The following is a 20,729-nucleotide window of genomic DNA, read 5'->3' as shown; positions in this document are numbered from 1 at the left end:
ATGAAACATTATTTTCTCCTGCTCATTGGCTTGTTGGTATCGGGTTTACTGAATGCCCAGACTCCCATTGGCCGAAATTCTATCCGTTTTGGTGTTGACCTGACCACACTCGATGGGCCTGACGATGTAGGACCGCGTTACGTAGGCCGGTTGGCGCATCATTTCCGAAATGATCGTGTTTTGATAGCCGCCGAACTGGGTTATATGCGGGTTTCGTCAATCAATCTACCGTTCAATGACGTTGTTCCGGATCCTGACCGCAGAGATCGGTTCACCACCGATGTTACCCTACTCGTGGACCTGCTGCGGCACCCGCGTCATGCACTTCGACTGGGTGTGGGGTTTTCGGCCTGGTATCGGCGTGATGATATCTACCGGGGTGGAGCGGCTCTGTTCTCGCCAAACCGCTTACAGGCTGTCGCGATCAATCGGCAAATAGACCATGCGTTGAACACCGGCGGGCACGTCGCTACTGAATACGAGTGGCTTTTTGATCCACGCTGGAGTGTCGATGCTCGACTGCGGATGGCCAATTTTAAGGATACAGGCATGAGTTTCATGCTTGGCACGGGCATCAGTCACCGGTTTTAGCCAGGTCTGTTTAAACGTTTTAGTTATGCACTCCCTCTCAGTCAAAACGGCTAGGCAAATTGGTCGTTTTGGATGCTCAGGCCGTTCCGTAAGGTTACCGGCCGGTTTGCCGAAAACGCACAGGGGAACCAATTTGCTTCATGGATTGTGCTAAATCAATAGTACGCGTCGGAGCCGACTTCTCAAATTCTAATGAATTAACCGGAAATTTGTGTCTCGTTTAACGGCTGAATTATAACATAAGCAGACAATGGTCAACATTGGCAATATACAATTACCGGATTTTCCGTTATTACTGGCTCCCATGGAGGATGTGAGCGACCCGCCGTTTCGGGCGGTTTGCAAAGCAAATGGTGCCGATTTGATGTACACGGAATTCATTTCCTCGGAAGGGCTCATTCGGGATGCCGCCAAAAGTGTTCAGAAACTCGATATCTTCGAGTACGAACGGCCCATCGGCATTCAGCTCTTTGGCTCCGACGTGGAAACAATGGGCGAATGCGCCCGGATTGCTTCCCGCGCCAACCCCGACTTAATTGACATTAACTACGGTTGTCCTGTTAAAAATGTAGCCTGCCGGGGTGCCGGAGCCGCTTTGTTGCAGGATATTCCCAAGATGGTGCGCATGACCGATGCCGTTGTCAAAGCGACCCATTTGCCCGTAACGGTAAAAACGCGGCTTGGCTGGGACGAGTCTACCAAAAACGTGGGCGAAGTGGCGGAACGACTACAGGATATTGGCATCAAAGCGCTCACCGTGCATGGCCGCACGCGGGTGCAGATGTACAAAGGTGATGCCGACTGGACGCTCATCGGGCGCATCAAAGAAAATCCCCGCATCCAGATTCCGATCTTTGGCAACGGCGATATCGACTCCCCCGAGAAGGCGCTGGAATACAAAAACCGGTTTGGCGTGGATGGCGTGATGATTGGCCGGGCCAGCATTGGGCATCCCTGGGTTTTCAACGAAATCAAGCACTTCGTGCAAACGGGTCAGCATTTGCCCCCGCCAACCGTAGCCGATCGGGTATCCGTTTGTCGGCAGCACCTCGATTTCTCGATTCGCTGGAAAGGCGAAATCCTGGGTCTTTTTGAAATGCGACGTCATTACGCCAATTATTTTAAAGGCCTGCACGATTTCAAACCCTACCGGATGCGGCTGGTTACCACCGATTCGTACAGCGGAGTGAGTGACATTCTCGACGAAATTCAGGAGAATTATATTGTAGAACTTGTTTGAGGGGATCGCGGATATTTTCCGCGATTCTGTTTCCACTGCTGATGACTACCGAAGAACCCGTTGTTATTCCCCAAAGCCGCCCCTTGCTGGCGTGGGTATTGTTATGTGCCCTGGCGCTGGTTTGGGGTAGTTCATTCATTCTCATCAAGCGAAGTCTAGGCATCTTTCCACCGGAGCAGGTAGCCGCCGGTCGACTGGTGTTTGCTCTATTATTTTTTAGCCCTTTCCTGGTCCGGCAAAGTCAGCAGTCTGATATTCGGGTTATGGTTCGGCATCGCTGGGTGGCGTTGCTGGCATCGGCCATCATCGGGTTTGTAATACCGGCGTTTTTATTTGCCGAAGCGGGTGCCCACCTCAACAGTTCCCTGGCCGGGGCGCTCAACTCCCTGAGTCCCCTGTTTACGCTTATTCTGGGAGCTGTTTTCTTCGGACAGGCACTCAGGCTGAAACAGGTGGCCGGGATTTTACTCGGGCTGGCGGGGTCACTGTTATTGGTGTTTTTTAGTGCTACCGGTTCCTTTCAAATCAACGGGTACGCGCTGCTTATTGTCCTGGCAACCATCTGCTACGGCCTGAATACCAACCTGATTGGCCGGTATCTGAGTCACTTACCGGCCCTGGTCTCAACGGCCTGGCTCTTTGCCTTTGCCGGACCTATCGCCTTATTAACGTTGGCACCTACCGATTTTTTTAATCGCGTAGTGGATGCACATAGCAGCTGGTCGTTATGGGCGCTGGTTACGCTGGGCGTATTTGGCTCGGGGCTGATGTCCATCTTCTTTAACCGGGTCATGCAACTGGCTTCTCCCTTGTTCGCGGCCTCCGTCACGTACCTCATTCCCATTGTAGCCCTCATGTGGGGCGTACTGGATGGCGAAACAATTTATCTGATACAGTTTGCCGGGATGGGTGTCTGCCTGATCGGCATCTGGTTAGTAAATAAATCGTAGGTTGCGGTTTTAGAAATGTAACGCTTCGCTGGACGAAGGCTGCACCCCGAACTTCAATACGACACAACAAGTATTCGACTATGTACACGGCAACCCTGACCAATACAGATACTCCGCCCGTTAGCATTGATTTCCTGAACGGACAACCCGTTATTAACGGCGAGCCCTTTGACTGGGATCTGGTTAAACTCAACGACCGGACATTTCATATTCTTCACGACAACAAGTCGTTTACGGCCGAAGTAGTGGAATTCAATACAGCCGATAAGACGGTTACCCTGAAGCTGAATGGCCATATTCACTTTGTTCAGCTAAAAGACCGGTTCGACCTGCTGCTCGAAAAAATGGGCATGAGTTCGGTGGCCAGCAGCAAGGTCAATGAACTGAAAGCACCCATGCCGGGGCTGATCGTTGGCATCAGTGTACAGCCGGGCGATGAGATTCACAAAGGCGATAGTCTCCTCATTCTGGAAGCCATGAAAATGGAAAACCTGCTCAAAGCACCCGGCGATGGTACCGTAAAAAACATCCGGGTCAACAAAGGCGACCGGGTTGAAAAAGGACAGGTACTGGTAGAATTTGCGTAAGCAGGCTTTTGCTGGTATGGATACCCTCTACACCCGACGACGCTTTGTCAAGCAGACGGCCCTTGCTGCCGGTGCGCTTCCGCTGGTAGCGGCCTCGTTTCCCGCACTGGCTGGGGAAGCCGCCCTGCCGCTGCCCGACGTGCATATTTTCTCGAAGCATTTGCAGTTCCTGAACTATGCCGATATGGCCACTGCCGCGGCCGAAATGGGATTCGCCGGTGTTGACGTAACCGTTCGTCCGGATGGGCACGTTCGTCCGGACAGGGTTGAAGAGGACTTGCCGAAAGCGGTCGAAGCGCTGAAAAAAGTAGGCTTACCTCCCAAACTCATGACCACGGCGGTGGGTGATGCCACAAATGCCGTTGATGTTCGGTTGCTCAAAACCGCGTCGAAAGCCGGATTTAAGCTGTATCGGATGAAGTGGTATCAGTATGAGGAAAAAAAGTCCATACCCGACTCTATCCAGGGGTTTCAGCAGCAGTTGCGGGCGCTGGGTGAGCTGAACAAATCATTGAACCTGATTGGCTGTTATCAGAACCATGCAGGTTTGCTGGTAGGTGCCTCCGTCTGGGAAATCTGGGAAATGCTGAGAACGGCTGAACCAGCCCACATGGGCGTGCAGTATGACATACGTCATGCCACCGTAGAGGGAGGCCAATCGTGGCCCAATGGCCTTCGCTTGCTGCAACCTTCGGTTAAGTCGATTGCCATTAAAGATTTTGTCTGGTCGACGAAAAATGGCGTCACAACCGTACAGGACGTACCGCTGGGCGAGGGCATCGTTGATTTTAAACGCTATTTCTCTCTGCTGAAGAAATATGCCATTCAGGTGCCTGTCTCTCTGCACATTGAGTACCCGACGGGTGGGGCCGAACATGGCGCAACTCAGTTGACTGTCCCCCAAAAAGAGGTGTTTGCCGCCATGAAACGGGATTTAAAACGACTCCGTGAACTTTGGGAATCGGCCTGACATTAATTTTCCTGGCCGAACGTTCGGCCTTTTTCTTATCTTTGCCCGCAAATTTTCCCTTCATGACATCGCAAACAACGTATAAACGCATCCTGCTCAAGTTGAGCGGGGAGGCTCTTGCTGGGCCTAACGGATACAACATTGACCCGGCTATACTGGAGCAATACAGTCAGGAAATCAAACAAGTCGTTGACTTAGGTGTCGAAGTAGCCATTGTTATTGGCGGGGGGAACATCTTCCGGGGTGTCTCGGGCGAACGTTCCGGTATCGACCGCGTACAGGGCGACTACATGGGTATGCTCGCTACGGTTATCAATGCTATGGCCCTGCAAAGCTCCTTCGAAAAACACGGTATGTACACCCGCGTGATGTCGGCCATTAAAATGGAGCAGGTCTGCGAGCCGTATGTACGTCGGCGGGCGGTGCGTCACCTCGAAAAAGGCCGTGTCGTGATTTTTGCAGCCGGTACCGGAAGTCCCTATTTTACCACCGATACCACGGCCAGTCTGCGGGCTATTGAAATCGAGGCCGATGTCGTCCTGAAAGGCACCAAAGTTGATGGTGTGTACACCGCCGACCCGATGAAAGACAAAACGGCTACCCGATATACCACCATTACCTTCGATGACGTTTACGAAAAGAAACTGAGTGTAATGGACTTAACCGCCTTTACGCTTTGCCAGGAAAACAGCCTGCCCATTATCGTGTTCAACATGAATACAAGAGGCAGCCTGCTCAAACTGGTGCAGGGCGACAGCGATCAGGGTACACTCATTACCATGAAATTACCAGAATAAGTAGTCTGAATTAATCTGTTTAATGAGTAAGGTGATTGAATCGACTAAGTAACTATTCACTCATTCGCTCATTCACCCATTCAATTAGTATAAAATGGAAGAAATTGAGTTATATCTCGACGATGCAAAAGATACAATGGAGAAGGCGCTCAAGCACCTGGCCATTGAATTGACAAAAATCCGCGCGGGAAAGGCGAACGCGGGTATGCTCGACGGGATACAGGTAGAGTATTACGGAACCCTGTCACCGTTGCACACGGTCGCGTCTGTCAATACGCCCGATGCCCGCACCATTGTTATCAAGCCGTTCGAGAAGAAGCTCATCAGCGAGGTCGAAAAGGCGATTCGTAACTCCAACCTCGGCCTGAACCCCAACAACGACGGCGAACAGATTCGTCTGAGTATTCCACCCCTCACCGAAGAACGTCGGCGCGACCTCGTCAAAAAGGTGAAACAGGAAGTGGAAACGGCAAAAATCAACGTGCGCAACATCCGCAAAGACACCAACGACGACATTCGTAAACTAACCAAAGACGGTGTCTCGGAAGATGCGGTGAAAGTAGGCGAGGAGCGCGTTCAGAAACTAACCGATGCCTTCATCGCCCGCATTGAAGAGGTATTCGTCGCCAAAGAAAAAGATATAATGGTGGTGTAATCCTTTGGATACCTACAACGAATAAGAGCCGCTTACCATCGAGGTGAGCGGCTTTTTGTTGTAACGTGGACGGGGTCGCCCGAGCGATGGTATTCCGCGTAGCCGTCAGTCTACAACAGGGTGCGTTTGCTTAGGGGACACAAAGATGCCGCCCCTGCCGGAGCGGGTTGATATGGGAAACGCCCTCCCCAATCGGAAACACCGTTGGCATTTCCGATTGGGCTACAAAGATGCTGCTCCTGCCGGAGCAACACGGTGTGAGTTCCATCGCGTTGTGCGTGGCCATTGCATGGCATGTGGGGGCGCTCAATCCGGTAATGGGGATGGTTGCGGCTGGCCGGCGTAAAATACGCCAACAAAAGGCTCCAGAGGAGCCCAATCTTTGTAGCCTTGATGACCGGATTACGTGATGATTGTCTAATGAGAACGCCGTTCGCTTACAAAAACGATAATCTCATGGCCGACACCTACACCCAACTCTACATACATCTGGTTTTTGCTGTGAAATACCGGCAATCGCTGATCCACGAATCCTTTCGCGATGAACTTGAAAAATACATGTGCGGTATCGTCAACGAAAAACGGCACAAACCCCTGGCCATTTACTGTATGCCCGATCACATTCATCTGTTTGTGGGGTTAAATCCTGCCGAAGCTATCTCAACCCTGGTGCGCGATCTGAAAACAGCTACAAATACTCTAATCAAAGAAAAACAATGGGTGGCTGGCCGGTTCCAGTGGCAGGAAGGCTACGGTGCTTTCTCACACGCCCGGTCGCAGCTGGATACTGTGGTGCGGTATATCCGAAACCAGCCTATTCATCACCAGAAACAACGATTCCGAGATGAATACCTCGATATGTTACACAAAGCAGGGGTCGATTTCCAAACTCAATACCTGTTCGACTGGCTTGACGAACCTCTTGGAAATGTAACTACCGAGTCTGTTGTACCTTATGGTGATTCCAGCAAAACCAACGTACCAAACCCATGAAAAAAGGACTCGATGCCACCTTCGTGCATTACGGTATTCGCAAAGACGATTTGCCGCTGATCGAAGCTATCTGCCATCAACACGGTATTGATTTCGATTGGCTACAAGAAGATGTGCTGAAACGCTACCACGCTCATTAAACGCATCCCCGCCATCAATTTTAAGACCTGCCTGAACTTCGACCTGTCGGTCACCACCAGCGACCGGCCTATCATTCTGATTGGTTAGGTATGGGGAAACGATACAAGGTAATTAAGGTGCGGCATCTGGTTTAATCGTAAGGAATTCAGAGCCAGTTAGCTTGTCTTTTGTTTGTTTTGTTTCACACCCGTCTGCCGCATGGCCGATTTTATATAATCCAAGGCAATTCGCCGTATGACGGGCTCCTCTATGTCTGCTGTGCGTTCGCCCCGGTGTTGGTACGGGATGATTTCGCCCGTGAGCATATCGAAAATGCCGTAGGGAAGCAGTTCGTATTCTTCGTAACCCCAGAATAAAAAGTCGACTGCATCGGAAGGATCTTCGAACGCAACGGCATAGCTGATTTCCTGCTTGGCAAAAACAACGATGTAACGCATGCCAACCTATACGAAATGTGGCGTCAAAGGGTTGCGTATCAGGAGGGGTTTTTCGTTACCGACTGCCAGCCCCTCCAGCCTTTCCAGTTTAACAATCATCCTGGCACGTTATCCGTTTTAGTACAAACATGTATCTTTGGGCTACGTACCTGTTGATTTTATGAACCAACCAACCCTTTTACAACCGAACCGGCGTACCGGCCTGGTCCCACACCTGATTGCCGTGCTTGGGCTTTTTGTGCTGGCCGTTATTTATTTCTCGCCGGTCATGTCCGGTAAAACGCTCGCCATGCACGATGTGCAGGAATCCGTGGCATCGGCCCGCGAAATCCGCGAAATCGCCAAACAAACCGGCGAGAAGCCGCAATGGACCGACGCCGTCTTTAGCGGAATGCCCGCCTACATGATTGATTATCGGTACCCCTATATTCTGGTCTACAAAGCCGTAATGGGAGTTGTGGAAGCACTGCCCAACACGGCCAACGTCATTTTCGTGGTACTCCTGAGCATGTACGTGCTGCTGGTTGTACTCGGCTGTAATCCCTGGCTCTCGGTATTGGGAGCCGTTGCTTATGGGTTCGGGACATTCAGTATTGTCAGTCTCGAAGCAGGGCACGTGTCAAAATTATTCGCACTGGGTTACGGAGCCGGTGTACTGGCCGGGGTAATTCTGGCGCTGCGGGGCCGGTACCTGCTTGGGGCTGCGCTGATGGGCTTTTTTACCTGTATGGAGTTTGGCGCCAACCACATCCAGATTACCTACTACCTGTTCATGACGGTGGGCCTGTATGTACTTTTTGAAAGTGTTGCCCTGATTCGCGCCGGAAAAGGACGGCAGCTGGCGTTAGGGCTGGCCACACTGGCTATTGCCGGTGCGCTGGGTGCCGGGAGTTTTGCCAAGCGGGTACTGGTACTGAACCAGTACACTAAAGAGACCATTCGTGGTAAGTCGGAACTGACGGCTAAGACGACGAACCCCGACGGAAAAGCGCCAGCCAGCGAATCAAAAGGGGGACTGGATAAAAATTACGCCTTTACCTATAGTTATGGCAAAGCCGAAACATTGACGCTCCTCGTCCCGAATGCTGCGGGCGGATCGTCGGCGGGGGGCGGCTTAACGACCGATTCTGAATTTTACAAAGCGATGGCCAGTCGCGGCATTGACCCGGCGGCAGCTAAGCAAATGGCTGAACTCGGTGCGCCAACTTACTGGGGCGACCAACCAATCGTGGGCGGTCCCGCGTATGCCGGGGCGGCTCTGTTATTCCTGTTTGTGCTGGGGTTGTTCGTCATCCGGGGGCCAATCCGGTGGTGGTTGCTGAGCGCTGCCGTGCTGATGATTATGCTGGCCTGGGGTAAAAACCTACTGTTCTTCAACGAGTTCCTGTTCGACTATCTGCCTTACCTCAATAAGTTTCGGGCCATGACTATGGCGTTTTGTTTGGCGCAGCTATTCTTTGCGGCTGGCGCTGTGCTGGGACTTCAGACGATCATCACACAAAAGCTGACTCTGGCTCAACTCCGACAGCCCTTGCTCATTAGTCTGTGCCTAACGGCTGGTGTGGCGCTTATTCTGGCGGTGATGGGTGGTGCCCTCTTTAGCTTCCAGTCACCCGGTGACGCTGATATGCTGTCCAGAATTTTTGGCGAAGCGGGTCGCGAGTTTCAGTCGGCGCTCATTAGTGACCGGCAGAGCCTGTTGCGGGCCGATGCGTTTCGGTCGGTTATCCTGATCCTTCTGACAGCCGCGGCCCTGTGGTTGTTCCTGACGAATAAGATCAAAGCCGGGCTGTTTTATCCGATTGTCCTGGCGATTGTAATTTTCGACCTGTTCTCGGTCGATAAGCGTTTCCTGAATAATGCTGATTTTGTCTCGAAAGCTGCGGCAAGCGTTCCCTTTGAACCAACGCCCGCCGATCAACAGATTTTGCAGGATAAGTCGCTGGGGTACCGCGTGTTCGATCAGACGGGCTCGTTTATGGAAACGAACCGGACATCGTACTTCCACCGATCCGTTGGTGGGTATAACACGACGCGCTTACGGCGGTATAACGAGTTGATCAATTATGCGTTTCAGAACAATACGCTGCATATTCTGAACATGCTGCATGCGAAATACGTGATTCAGCCGGGGCAGCCTGATCCCGCCAATCCGCAACAGCAATCGGGGCCGGTTGTTATTCCTAATCCCGATGTACTCGGTGCTGCCTGGTTTGTGGGTACGGTGCAGCAGGTAGCCAATGCAGACGAAGAATTAGCGGCCATGAAAACGCTCAATCCACGGGATTCGGCCGTTGTCGATAAACGGTTCGCGGCTGAACTTGGTAATCTGCCCGCCACGATGGACCATACAGGCAGTACTATTGAACTGACAAGCTACCGCCCGGATAAGTTGATCTATACGGCAAATGCTACCCGCGATGGCCTCGCTGTTTTTTCGGAAATATACTACCGGGGACACGAGGACTGGCAGGCATTCATTGATGGCAAAGCGGTGCCCCATCTTCAGGCGAACTACGTACTGCGGGCTTTGCGGATTCCGGCCGGGAAACATACCATCGAGTTTCGATTCGACCCACCGCTGGCGCATACCGGCGATACCATCGACTTAATTTGCAACGTGTTGCTGATTGGTCTCATCGGTTTTGTCATCTTCGCCGAAGGCCGGAACCGGCGTACGCAGCCTGTAAACAAGCCTGAACCTGTACTGCCGGTAACCCCGGTTGAGGTAACGCCCGTCGCTGAATCAGCAAAACCGAAATCGGGAGGAGCAAATCCAAAAGGGACCAGGTCCCGCTAGTGTATCTGTAATGCGACCGTCCCGGTCGGGTGTAAGTTTAGTTGCTTTACACCCGACCGGGACGGTCGCATTACAGATATCATCAGGCTTCTACTTCTGGTACGGCTTCTGGCTGTTTAGCGACAGGAACCGGTTTATTTGCTTGCTTAGGACGGGTTTTACCGTACGAACCTCTGGCAATCTTACCTCTCTTTGACTTTATATCGCCCCTTCCCATAATCGTAACGGTTTTTGGATTTGTGTACTGTACAATACATGAAAACCGCTTGCTTTGTTCCAACGTACATTTACTTCGACTGGCTGGGGAGTAATCGATTACTTCAATAACCGGGCTTCCACGCCCTCAACCGTGATTTTGACGGGTTTTATCTTGCCATCGGCATCAAAATACATTTTGTCGATGCAGGTTTCGCGGTGGTTGCCATCCGTTTCAGTCAAGGGGCGACGGTGATACACAATGTACCACTCATCTTTGCCGGGAACCTGAATAACCGAGTGGTGGCCCGCTCCAGTGGCTACCCTGGGGTCTTGCTGCAAAATTTTGCCCACCCGCTCAAATGGCCCAAAAGGTGAGTCGGCTACGGCATACGCAACCGAATAGTCAGGCCCCGTCCAGCCTCCTTCCGACCACATAAAGTAACACTTACCCTTCCGGACAAACATCGTCGGACCTTCGACGTAGCCTTTGGGCGTGATTTCCCGGAACATGGTGCCATCGGGAAAGGGCAGGAAGCCCGTAAAGTCGTCCTTTAGCCGGGCAATGTTGCAGTGACCCCAGCCGCCATAGTATAGATAATACTGGCCGTCTTTGTCTTTAAAGGCAAACTGGTCGATGGGTTGCGCGCCATTATGAATTTGCCCGACGAGGGGTTTGCCCAGGTAATCACGAAACGGACCGGCCGGATTGTCGGCCACGGCTACGCCAATGCCGCCAACTTCTTTTTTGTCGTCGTGAATATCATTGGCACCAAAAAACAGGAAGTACTTGCCCCCTTTTTCAACGATAGCGGGTGCCCACATGGCTCGTTTCGCCCATTTAACGGCGGTAGAGTCCAGAATGCGGGGATGTTTTGTCCAGTTCACTAAATCGGGCGACGAGAAGGCGTCGAAAAAGACCTGTTGGTTGTAAGGAGCCGAATAGGTTGGGTAAATCCAGTATTGTTTTTTGAAGAGGACGCCTTCGGGGTCGGCGTACCACCCAGGAAAAATGGGGTTGCCGCTTTTTCGACCAGCCGAGGCCGAACGCTGAGCGAATGAATAAATCGAAAGTTGAGTAATGAGCAGGAAAATGATACTGAAGCGGTACATACAGCGTATACGTTTGTTAGGAATGCCGTAAAAGTAAAGCCGAAAGCGCGAATAACGTAATCAGAGGACGCCACTCATCAACTATACACCACCGCGTACTTTTTCCCGGGCATCGAACGGATAAAGCCCTGAAATTCCAGCGTCAGCAGGAGGGAGGCCAGCCGACCCATTGGAATCTGACTTTTCCAGCTTAACTCATCCACGTGCAGATCGGTCACTTGCCGGAGCAAAGCCAGAATCTGACTTTCTTCTTCAGTAATAGACACGGGTAAAGCCGGGGCCGTCTTCGTTCGGGAGGCCGACGCACTGGATTGATCCCAGTTCATGGCCTCGATGATGTCTTTCGGGCTGGTATAGATCTGGGCTTTGTTCTCCCGGATGAGCTTGTTGCAACCCGCCGAGAAGGCCTGATTCAATTGGCCGGGTACGGCGAACACCTCACGGTGGTAATTATTGGCGTATTCGGCCGTGATCAGCGCACCCCCTTTGGCGGCTGCCTCCACCACAACCACGGTGTCGCTCAGGCCCGCAATGATCCGGTTTCGGGCGGGGAATAAATGGGCATCCGGTTTCGTGCCGGGGCGACTCTCCGTGAGTAAACCACCTTGAACAAGCATTTCTCCGGCTGTTCGCTGGTGAACGTTCGGGTAAATAACATCCAGTCCGCTGGCCATGACCCCAATGGTAGGCAGGTTGTGCGTCAGGCTGGCCCGGTGAGCGGCAATGTCGATCCCATACGCCAGGCCACTAATGACGTGAACACCCAAAGGTGCCACCGCTTCAACAATCTCACTGGTAATTCGACGGCCATAATCCGTGGCTTGCCGGGTGCCCACCAGCCCGATTGTACGCGGGGCATTCAGGTTGCCCGTACCCTGAAAATAGAGCAGGGCGGGGGCGTCGTACAGCGTTTTAAGTCGGGTTGGGTAGGCTTTATCGGTGTAAAACAAGGCCGTGGCACCCAGTTTCTCCAGCCGACTGAGCACTTGTTCGGCCTCGGTCAGACTGCCGGGTTTGAGAATAGCGCGGGCCGTAACCTCCCCAACCCCGGGAACTTTCATTAGCCGCGCCAGTGGCGACCGGAAGACATCCGGGGCCGAGCCGCAGTAGCTTATTAACTGACGGATTAAAATACTGCCAACGCCGGGAACCAGCGTCAGGGCAATTTGATGGTGAGTATCGGTGGACACGAAACAGGAATCAGGTTATGTATACGAACGGGCAGTATGCGTAACGTTTGCAAGCTTACAGCTTTCTGACGGGAAAAACCAGTTTGATCTGGATTGATGAACGATTGGCTGTAATTCGGTAGATTTAGGTCGGGCCGGAGCCGGATTTAACACTTAACAAAACCAGATCTTAGTGGCACTTTAGCGATGATCGACTTTGACGCAAAAAATGACATAAATCCAGAAGCGCCCCTGGTCAACAAAGCGTATGTTCTCGAAAAATTCCCCGTTAGAGGTGGCTGGACCTATGCCGTTATCCCGGAAATACTGCCGAACCCACACGCGCATTTTGGGTGGGTTCGCGTTCGGGGGACGATTGATGGCTTTGCAATCAGTCGCTACCATTTGATGCCAATGGGTAATGGCAATCTGTTTTTGCCCGTCCGGGCTGAAATCAGGAAAAAGATTGGGAAACAGGCAGGTGATTCCGTTCAGGTGATATTGTACGGCGATGACCTGCCAACCGAGCTTCCCGAAGAATTGCGCCTGTGTTTACAGGACGAACCTGCGGCCTATAAAGCCTTTTTAACGTATCCGGAGACCGAACAAAGCACTCTGATTGACTGGATCTATTCGGCTAGAACGGAGGAGACGAAAGTCGAACGTATCGCCCAAGTAATCGACAAGCTGGTCAGAATAGGTAAGTAATCAATGGGAGTAGGGCAGGAATGGCGTACGCGATACCCATTCAGTCAGCGTCTGGTTCTTTTTCCTGATCGGGCTGGGGTTTATCCAGACCAGCCCGCATTTTCTCCATAAACGTTTTAATGCGTTTCAGCTTATTTATATAAACAGCGTGCTCGCGCTGGTTGGACTCTTTGATTTTGAGGTACTCCCGCGCACCGGGTAGGGTGTAGCCTTTTTCGTTGGTCAATTCCAGAATTTCTTTCAGATGGTCGATGTCGGCCTGGGTGTATATGCGGTCGCCGGAGCGATTTTTTTTGGGCTGAAGGGTCGGAAATTCTTTTTCGTAATACCGTAGTTTGGAGGCATTGATGGCAAACATATCCGCTACTTCCTTAATCCCGTAATACAACTTACTGCCGTTTTCCATACCGCAAACTTGGAAAGCCATCGGAATAAACGCAAGTTTTGGCGTAAATTTGCGGCACTTACGTGAACTACATGATGACTTCCCACGAAATACGTCGGCATTTTCTCGACTTCTTCCAGTCTAAACAACACCTGATTGTTGCCTCTGCTCCGCTCGTCGCCAAAAACGACCCGACGCTGATGTTCAACAACTCGGGCATGGCTCAATTCAAGGATTTCTTTCTGGGCAACGGCACGCCCCCGTCAAAACGGGTAGCCGATACCCAAAAATGCCTGCGCGTATCCGGTAAGCATAACGACCTTGAGGATGTTGGGTTCGATACCTACCACCACACCATGTTCGAAATGCTGGGAAACTGGTCGTTCGGTGATTATTTCAAGAAAGAAGCCATTACCTGGGCGTGGGAACTGCTGACGGAAGTCTATAAACTGCCGAAAGACCGGCTGTACGTGTCGGTGTTTCAGGGCGATGCCAAAGACAATGTTCCCTTCGATCAGGAAGCATTCGACCTCTGGAAACCCATCGTGGGCGAAGACCGGATCATCTACGGCAACAAAAAAGATAACTTCTGGGAAATGGGCGATACGGGTCCGTGCGGCCCCTGCTCCGAAATTCACGTCGATCTGCGTACGCCCGAAGAGATTGCCGAAAAGTCGGGTAAAGAGTTGGTGAACGCCGATCATCCGCAGGTTGTCGAAATCTGGAACCTCGTGTTCATGCAGTTCAACCGCAAAGCGGATGGTTCACTGGAGCCGCTGCCTGCCCGGCATGTCGATACAGGCATGGGTTTTGAACGCCTGTGCATGGCGATCCAGAACAAACGGTCGAACTACGACACCGACGTATTTACGGGTACGATAAACGTGATCGAAGAGATTTCGGGCATCGCCTACACCGCCGGTACCGGCATGACCGACGTGGCCATGCGCGTAATCGCCGACCACATTCGGGCCGTTTCGTTCGCCATTGCTGACGGGCTGGTGCCGTCCAATGCCAAAGCGGGTTACGTTATCCGGCGGATTCTGCGCCGGGCCATTCGGTACGGGTACTCGTACCTGAACCTGACCGAGCCATTCATGACCAAACTCGTGCCGACACTCGCCACGCAGTTTGCCGACGTATTCCCCGAGCTCACCGCCCAGCGCGATTTTGTCGCTACTGTTATTCGGGAGGAGGAGATTTCGTTTCTGCGGACGTTGGGTACGGGTTTGGGTCGCCTGGATCAGATCATCGGCCAGCTAACGACCGAAGGCAAGACCGAAATTCCCGGCGAAACAGTTTTTGAATTGAACGACACCTTCGGCTTCCCCGCCGATTTGACCGCCCTGATCGCTCGCGAAAAGCGTCTGACGATTGATGAAGCCGGTTTTTCGAAAGCCTTGCAGGAACAAAAAGCCCGGTCGCGGAAAGATGCGTCCTCGTTGGCAGGTGACTGGATCGACGTAAACGAAACCGACCGCGTTGAATTTGTTGGCTATGATCAGCCCGAAGCGTATGCCCAGATTGTAAAATACCGGAAGATTCAGAACAAGCAGGGTACTCAGGTTCAGGTGGTGCTCGACAAAACGCCATTCTACGCTGAATCGGGCGGGCAGATTGGTGATACGGGTACGCTTGAATTGTTTGCCGGCTCCGACCAGATCGGGACGCTGACGGTGCTGGATACAAAAAAAGAAAATGACCTGACCATCCATATCGTTCAGGACGTTATGGGCATCGACGAACTGCTCACCGAAGCCGATTCGGTCTATGCGGTTATTAATACCACCCGTCGCGGCCTCACCAGCAGCAACCACTCGGCAACGCACCTGCTTCATGCTGCCCTGCGCGATGTATTGGGTACGCACGTAGGTCAGAAAGGTTCGTACGTTGGGCCGGACGCATTACGGTTCGACTTCTCGCACTTCAGCAAAGTGACGGATGAGCAACTTGCCGAAGTGGAGCGGATTGTAAATGAAAAAATCCGCGAGGACATCAAGCTGGACGAGAAACGCAATGTACCCATCGGTCAGGCCAAAGAATTAGGCGCAACGGCCCTGTTCGGGGAGAAGTACGGCGATTTCGTTCGGGTGATCACGTTCGATCCCAACTATTCCGTTGAACTCTGCGGAGGAACGCACGTACCCGCAACGGGCCACATCGGTCTGTTCAAGTTCACGGGTGAAGGTTCAGTATCGACGGGTATTCGCCGGGTCGAGGCTAAAACGTCGAAGGGTGCCGAAGCGTTGGTCAACGAACAGATGGCCGTGGTTTCTGAATTGAAAGAACTGCTGAAAGCGCCCAAAGACGTTGTGAAAGCGGTTCAGTCGTTACTCGACGAACGGACGGCTTTGCAGAAACAGGTTGAAGCCTTGCAGAATGAGAAAGTGCAGCAGTTGAAAAATCAGCTTCTGGGTAAAATCGAAGCGGTAAACCACAACGGCGGACCGGGCCATTCCCGTCTGGTGGAGCGCGTGGAGGTTCCCAATGCCGATGCCCTTAAGCAACTGGCCTACGACCTGAAAGCGAAGGTCGACAATCTGGCTCTGGTGCTGGGTGCCGACATCAACGGGAAGCCCCAACTGGCGGTCATGCTGCCCGATTCACTCATTCAGGATAAGAAACTGAACGCCGGTCAGGTGGTGAAAGAACTGGCGAAAAACATTAAAGGCGGTGGGGGAGGCCAACCCTTCTTCGCCACGGCGGGTGGCACCGATTTGTCGGGACTCGATGCGGCTCTGGCGCAGGGGAAAGAACTGCTGGGGTAAACTGACTGGAAAGCCACAGCAATAAGTCAACTGGCACGAGTATATCCATCATCTGTAAAGGAAAATCACTGGCTATCACTTAGTTCTCATTTCTGGATGAAAACTAAGTGATAGCCAGATTACTCATACCAATGGTCTTCCTATAGATTCAAGCAATTCTCTATCAAGCGAAGTGAACTAATTATTATTTTAAATACGAAATTGCCTATTTTTGTTTCTAAAGCGTATACTCTGAGTTTCTTGACTATCTGAAAAATATACTTCTATTACTTTTAGTAGCTTTTTTGTCAAGTTGCCGGCAAACGACAATAGAGTCGCATAGAAGTAATTTTAAGCCAATTGAAAGTTTCATACTAAGGCCTGGGCCACAGATTCTACTACATGAATAACCTTGATGTCAGTTATTACATATTTCAGGATTGGAAGGCAAATCGAGGCAATGTAAAGGCTCAGTTTGTGTTAACTCTATTTCGCTTAGCCACATGGGCTCGAAGCAATAAAATTCTAATTATACTCTTTTTCTGGTACTTACTCTTCTATCGGTTTTTTGTAGAGTGGGTGTTGGGCATTGAACTACCGTGGAGTTTAAAAGCAGGCAGTGGCTTAAGACTTCAACATGGCCAGGGCCTGGTGGTACATGGACAAACCATCATTGGAAAAAATTGTAGTATCAAACACTCGACAACCATTGGCATCCGCATCAATCCTGATGGTAGTATTGGCAGGGCTCCTATTATTGGTAATAATGTAGATATAGGCACGCACGTATGTATTATTGGTGAAATAGAGATTGGCGATAATGTAGCGATTGGGGCAGGCTCTATCGTTATCAAGAGTATTCCACCGAACTGTGTAGTCGTAGGAAATCCTGCTCGTGTTGTTAAAGTTAAAGAGGTCACAGAGAGTATTCTATAGGCGTCGTTAGACACTCCGCACAGAATGGCTATTACCTCTCAACCTATTGGCGTATTTGACTCCGGCTACGGCGGCCTGACCGTTCTTCGGGAAATTGTTAAAAAGCTACCTCAGTACGATTACATCTATCTGGGCGACAACGCCAGGACGCCTTACGGAACCCGCTCCTTCGACACTGTATACCACTACACCCTCGAATGTGTACAGCACCTGTTCGACCGGGGATGCCGATTGGTCATTCTGGCCTGTAATACTGCGTCGGCCAAAGCACTGCGGAATATTCAGCAGCTCGATTTACCTGTACAACACCCGGATCGGCGCGTTTTGGGCGTTATCCGGCCAACAACCGAAGTGATTGGCAACTATTCGAAAACCGGTCAGGTGGGGGTGTTAGCAACGCGTGGAACCGTAACGTCCGAGTCGTATGTGGTTGAAATTGAGAAGTTCTTCCCCGACTTGCGCGTTTTTCAGGAAGCGTGCCCGATGTGGGTGCCGCTGGTCGAAAATGGCGAGTATGCCAGCCCCGGTGCCGACTACTTCGTCAAACAACACATCGATCGCCTGCTGACACAATCCCCCGACATTGACACAATCCTGCTGGCCTGTACTCACTACCCACTGTTGCTTGATAAGATAAGACAGCTTGCGCCACCCAACGCGACCATTTTGAGTCAGGGCGGCATCGTTTCCAATAGCCTGTCCGATTACCTCGTTCGTCACCCTGAAATAGAAGCGCAATGCAGTAAACAGGGTCAGCGAACCTTCCTGACCACAGATTCAACCGAGGATTTTGACCGGCAGGCCACCGTTTTTTATGGGCAGCCTGTTCAGTCAGTGCATCTGGCTTTGTAAGACCTCAAAACGCAACCCGATAGCTCAGAACGGGAATCAGGCCATTGGCATAACTGGTTCTGACCAGACCACTGGCCGGGTCGAAATAATAACCGAAAACGTTTTTGCGGTTGATAGCATTCTGTAAATCGAGGGAGAGGGTTCGGGTCGAATGGGTGCGGTTTTTCTTCCAGCTTAAGCGAATGTCGGGGCGCAAATATTCGGGAAGCTGTTCGGTATAGGACTGGTCATCGACAAAAACGGTTTCGCCCAGCCGCTTCGATTCGGCAATGGCAACGGGGGTATACCGGTACCCGCCGTAGTAGCTCATTTTCAGGTTTATGCCGAATACATTCGCCCCAGATACCCATTCCCTGCCGATCAATAAGCTCTGAGCATGTCGGCCATTCCAGCGGGTACTTCGCCAGATCTGGTCCGACCCCTGATACTCGGAACTATACAGCGACGACGACAGCAGAAAGTACAAACTGTTTCCGGAGGCTGCCTGAATCAGGAACTGTTCCAGCGTGAGTTCCAGCCCGTAATTTCGGCCAATGCCTGTGTTGATCAAGGGCCTGTCGGTGAGGCCGTCGAATTGGTTGATGATCGAAAAGGCGTCATGCTGGCCGGCACTGATCGGAATATTGACCAGATGCTGGTAATACGTCTCAACTTTCAGCCGTAAGGGCGGGCCGTCACTCCGGCTGTTGAGCCGCTGGTCATAGGCAAGCACATACTGGTGGGATCGGCTGAAACCAAGATTTCGGTTAGATGCCGTATTCTCCGACGGCTCAGCAGGCAGCACAAAATACGTAGCCGGATTCTGCAACTGACTGTGCAGCCCGTAACCCAGGCTGACCGATTTGTCGGGCGAAAAGGCCCAGCGTACCGAACCGCGTGGTTCCAGACTCGATGTACCATTGAGTGCCAAATGAAGGTAATGCACCCCTGCATTCATGGTTAGCTGCTCCGACAGTCGGTAATTCCACTGCCCGAATGCTTGCAGCGTGCTGGTTTGGTCGTTCACACGAACGCGGGTCAGTAGCCGCTGACGCTCCGCTTCCCACGATTTCTGCGACAGATCATAACGTAGCTGCGCCCCAATCAGGCCGGTTCGGAACGTGTGCCGGGGAGTGAGTTTATACGTGAGGGTGGTCGAAAGAATCCGCTTCTGCGTTAAAAACGATTCGTCATTTCGTTCCGAAGGAGTATAGTCAAAGGCCGGTTCCAGGCGAGCACTTCGGTACCGGTTTTCATACCCGGAAGCCAGCAGTACCGTTTTCAGTACAGCTTTCCGACCAATGGGCAGGGTATGCGTGAGGCCGATGGCACCTGTATTCGCCCGAAAATCTTCATTATAACTGTCATAGTCTGACGACCATTTTGTCGAATCGGCCGGGGCGTCGATTTTGCTGCTGCTGAGGCCGCCAAAGCCAAATAGCGTGAACGTACCCGCTTTCCGGGTTGGCAAATACACGTTGAACGACAAATCCTGAAACACCCGGTCGCCGGTGCCAATGTCGACGCCTAGTTTTGAGATCAAACCCAGGGTCGAGTACCGGTAGTTGACCAGGAATGAACCACCATACCCTTTGGCAATGGGTCCTTCGGCCGCCAGATCGACGCCCAGCACCCCGGCCTGAATGGTGTACTCCCGTTTGGTCGTGTTGCCCCGGCGAAGTTTCAGGTCAAATACGCCGGACAATGCATTGCCGTATTCGGCAGGGAAGGCACCGGTGAGAAAATCGGAATTGGCCAGGAGCTGGGCGCTGAGGATGGAGATGCCCCCGCCAGCCGCGCCCAGATTCGAGAAGTGATTCGGGTTGGGGATTTCGACGCCCTCCATGCGCCACAGAAGTCCGTTAGGGGCGTTTCCCCGAATAACAATCGAGTTGCCGCCATCATCGGCACCCACAACCCCGGCATACGCGGTAGCCATCCGGGCTGGGTCGTTCACGGCGGCCGCAAATTTCTGCGTTTCTTCCACCGAAAACGTCCGGGCCGACACGGTAGCCATCTCGTTGAGAGGTTTATCCTTGTCGACCGTCGGCTTTACCGTTACTTCCGATAACTGGCTGACGGCCTCTTCCAGGGAAACGGTCAGCACCAGCTCTTTCCCCGCATCGACCGTGATGTTTTGCAGGGTAGCGGTCTTATAACCCACAACGCTTATTTGCAGCGTTTGCCGACCCACAGGAACCTGAGTGAGCCGAAACTGCCCGCTGGCATCGGTACTGGCTCCTTTTAGGGGTGAACTGTTGAGGAGCGTAACGGCTGCACCGGGCAGGGGCGTTTGCAGACTTTGGTCGACAACCGTGCCCCGGATGGTCTGGGTGAATGATTGAGCATGAAGTAGTGACGAGGTCAGAAGAGAAACGAGAATGAAGCACCGAAAAGCGAGATTCATGGCTGATGGATTGGATTGATTTGCCTTCCTGACAGGCCTATACCGATTTACCCCTATGCCCGATGTTGTTTTTTGTG

At 52.1% G+C, this 20,729-nt stretch carries 20 protein-coding genes; 14 read left to right on the top strand and 6 right to left on the bottom strand.

Translation table 11 applies throughout. The features are described 5' to 3' along the window. The 9 genes from CRO74_RS09985 to CRO74_RS31535 all read left to right on the top strand — a co-directional run bounded on the left by CRO74_RS09985 (position 1) and on the right by CRO74_RS31535 (position 6,923). A complete protein-coding gene (locus tag CRO74_RS09985) occupies positions 1 to 591 on the top strand; it encodes a hypothetical protein (protein ID WP_097125793.1) in 591 nt (196 codons plus the stop codon). A 250-nt stretch (positions 592 to 841) separates the two neighbouring features. Beyond that, complete coding sequence (gene dusB, locus CRO74_RS09980; RefSeq protein ID WP_097125792.1) at positions 842 to 1,831, top strand: tRNA dihydrouridine synthase DusB; 990 nt, start codon at positions 842 to 844, stop codon at positions 1,829 to 1,831. A 41-nt stretch (positions 1,832 to 1,872) separates the two neighbouring features. Continuing rightward, positions 1,873 to 2,781: a DMT family transporter gene (locus CRO74_RS09975; RefSeq protein ID WP_097126088.1), complete on the top strand. Its 909-nt coding sequence runs from the start codon at positions 1,873 to 1,875 to the stop codon at positions 2,779 to 2,781. A gap of 80 nt (positions 2,782 to 2,861) precedes the next feature. Continuing rightward, on the top strand, positions 2,862 to 3,368 hold the full coding sequence (locus CRO74_RS09970; RefSeq protein WP_097125791.1) for an acyl-CoA carboxylase biotin carboxyl carrier protein subunit: 507 nt from the start codon (positions 2,862 to 2,864) through the stop codon (positions 3,366 to 3,368). 16 nt (positions 3,369 to 3,384) lie between these two features. Further along, positions 3,385 to 4,338: a sugar phosphate isomerase/epimerase family protein gene (locus CRO74_RS09965; protein ID WP_097126087.1), complete on the top strand. Its 954-nt coding sequence runs from the start codon at positions 3,385 to 3,387 to the stop codon at positions 4,336 to 4,338. A 62-nt stretch (positions 4,339 to 4,400) separates the two neighbouring features. Beyond that, positions 4,401 to 5,135: a UMP kinase gene (gene pyrH / locus CRO74_RS09960; protein WP_097126086.1), complete on the top strand. Its 735-nt coding sequence runs from the start codon at positions 4,401 to 4,403 to the stop codon at positions 5,133 to 5,135. Between the two features lie 94 nt (positions 5,136 to 5,229). Continuing rightward, entirely contained in the window at positions 5,230 to 5,790 is a 561-nt protein-coding gene (frr, locus tag CRO74_RS09955) for a ribosome recycling factor (RefSeq protein ID WP_097125790.1), read from the top strand. A gap of 456 nt (positions 5,791 to 6,246) precedes the next feature. Next, complete coding sequence (gene tnpA / locus CRO74_RS09945; RefSeq protein WP_449448531.1) at positions 6,247 to 6,783, top strand: IS200/IS605 family transposase; 537 nt, start codon at positions 6,247 to 6,249, stop codon at positions 6,781 to 6,783. After that, positions 6,780 to 6,923: a hypothetical protein gene (locus tag CRO74_RS31535; protein WP_179830085.1), complete on the top strand. Its 144-nt coding sequence runs from the start codon at positions 6,780 to 6,782 to the stop codon at positions 6,921 to 6,923. Before tnpA ends, CRO74_RS31535 begins: the two co-directional genes overlap by 4 nt. A gap of 156 nt (positions 6,924 to 7,079) precedes the next feature. Here CRO74_RS31535 and CRO74_RS09935 read toward each other — a convergent pair whose 3' ends face one another. Then, on the bottom strand, positions 7,080 to 7,361 hold the full coding sequence (locus tag CRO74_RS09935) for a hypothetical protein (protein WP_097125788.1): 282 nt from the start codon (positions 7,359 to 7,361) through the stop codon (positions 7,080 to 7,082). 160 nt (positions 7,362 to 7,521) lie between these two features. Between CRO74_RS09935 and CRO74_RS09930 the strand changes: the two genes are divergently transcribed. Then, positions 7,522 to 10,161: a putative glycosyltransferase family protein gene (locus tag CRO74_RS09930; protein WP_097125787.1), complete on the top strand. Its 2,640-nt coding sequence runs from the start codon at positions 7,522 to 7,524 to the stop codon at positions 10,159 to 10,161. 82 nt (positions 10,162 to 10,243) lie between these two features. Here the strand turns inward: CRO74_RS09930 and CRO74_RS09925 are convergent, their stop codons facing one another. From CRO74_RS09925 to dprA, 3 genes are all read right to left on the bottom strand, one after another. Continuing rightward, positions 10,244 to 10,378, bottom strand: coding sequence for a 30S ribosomal protein THX (locus CRO74_RS09925; protein ID WP_097125786.1), 135 nt, complete (start codon positions 10,376 to 10,378; stop codon positions 10,244 to 10,246). 98 nt (positions 10,379 to 10,476) lie between these two features. Further along, a complete protein-coding gene (locus CRO74_RS09920) occupies positions 10,477 to 11,469 on the bottom strand; it encodes a glycoside hydrolase family 43 protein (RefSeq protein ID WP_097125785.1) in 993 nt (330 codons plus the stop codon). Positions 11,470 to 11,546: 77 nt separating this feature from the next. Then, positions 11,547 to 12,659: a DNA-processing protein DprA gene (gene dprA, locus CRO74_RS09915; protein WP_097125784.1), complete on the bottom strand. Its 1,113-nt coding sequence runs from the start codon at positions 12,657 to 12,659 to the stop codon at positions 11,547 to 11,549. A 186-nt stretch (positions 12,660 to 12,845) separates the two neighbouring features. Between dprA and CRO74_RS09910 the strand changes: the two genes are divergently transcribed. Next, on the top strand, positions 12,846 to 13,346 hold the full coding sequence (locus CRO74_RS09910) for a YdeI/OmpD-associated family protein (protein WP_097125783.1): 501 nt from the start codon (positions 12,846 to 12,848) through the stop codon (positions 13,344 to 13,346). A 40-nt stretch (positions 13,347 to 13,386) separates the two neighbouring features. On the opposite strand, the gene CRO74_RS09905 is transcribed toward CRO74_RS09910, so the two are convergent. Continuing rightward, entirely contained in the window at positions 13,387 to 13,773 is a 387-nt protein-coding gene (locus CRO74_RS09905) for a MerR family transcriptional regulator (protein ID WP_245877796.1), read from the bottom strand. 53 nt (positions 13,774 to 13,826) lie between these two features. On the opposite strand from CRO74_RS09905, the gene alaS reads away from it, so the two are divergent. The 3 genes from alaS (at position 13,827) to murI (ending at position 18,266) form a co-directional block, all read left to right on the top strand. After that, entirely contained in the window at positions 13,827 to 16,499 is a 2,673-nt protein-coding gene (gene alaS / locus CRO74_RS09900) for an alanine--tRNA ligase (RefSeq protein ID WP_097125782.1), read from the top strand. A gap of 381 nt (positions 16,500 to 16,880) precedes the next feature. Next, positions 16,881 to 17,414: a serine acetyltransferase gene (locus CRO74_RS32295; RefSeq protein WP_097125781.1), complete on the top strand. Its 534-nt coding sequence runs from the start codon at positions 16,881 to 16,883 to the stop codon at positions 17,412 to 17,414. Positions 17,415 to 17,438: 24 nt separating this feature from the next. Further along, positions 17,439 to 18,266 carry a glutamate racemase gene (gene murI, locus CRO74_RS09890; RefSeq protein WP_097125780.1) on the top strand — a complete coding sequence of 276 codons (828 nt, stop codon included), beginning with the start codon at positions 17,439 to 17,441 and terminating at the stop codon, positions 18,264 to 18,266. Positions 18,267 to 18,270: 4 nt separating this feature from the next. On the opposite strand, the gene CRO74_RS09885 is transcribed toward murI, so the two are convergent. Continuing rightward, positions 18,271 to 20,652 carry a TonB-dependent receptor gene (locus CRO74_RS09885; protein ID WP_097125779.1) on the bottom strand — a complete coding sequence of 794 codons (2,382 nt, stop codon included), beginning with the start codon at positions 20,650 to 20,652 and terminating at the stop codon, positions 18,271 to 18,273. Positions 20,653 to 20,729: the final 77 nt, after the last annotated feature.

The sequence above is a fragment of the Spirosoma fluviale genome, assembly GCF_900230225.1.
GTDB classification, from domain to species: domain Bacteria; phylum Bacteroidota; class Bacteroidia; order Cytophagales; family Spirosomataceae; genus Spirosoma; species Spirosoma fluviale.
Note: the sequence above shows the minus strand (reverse complement) of the source record. Positions and strands in the feature narration are given on the sequence as shown.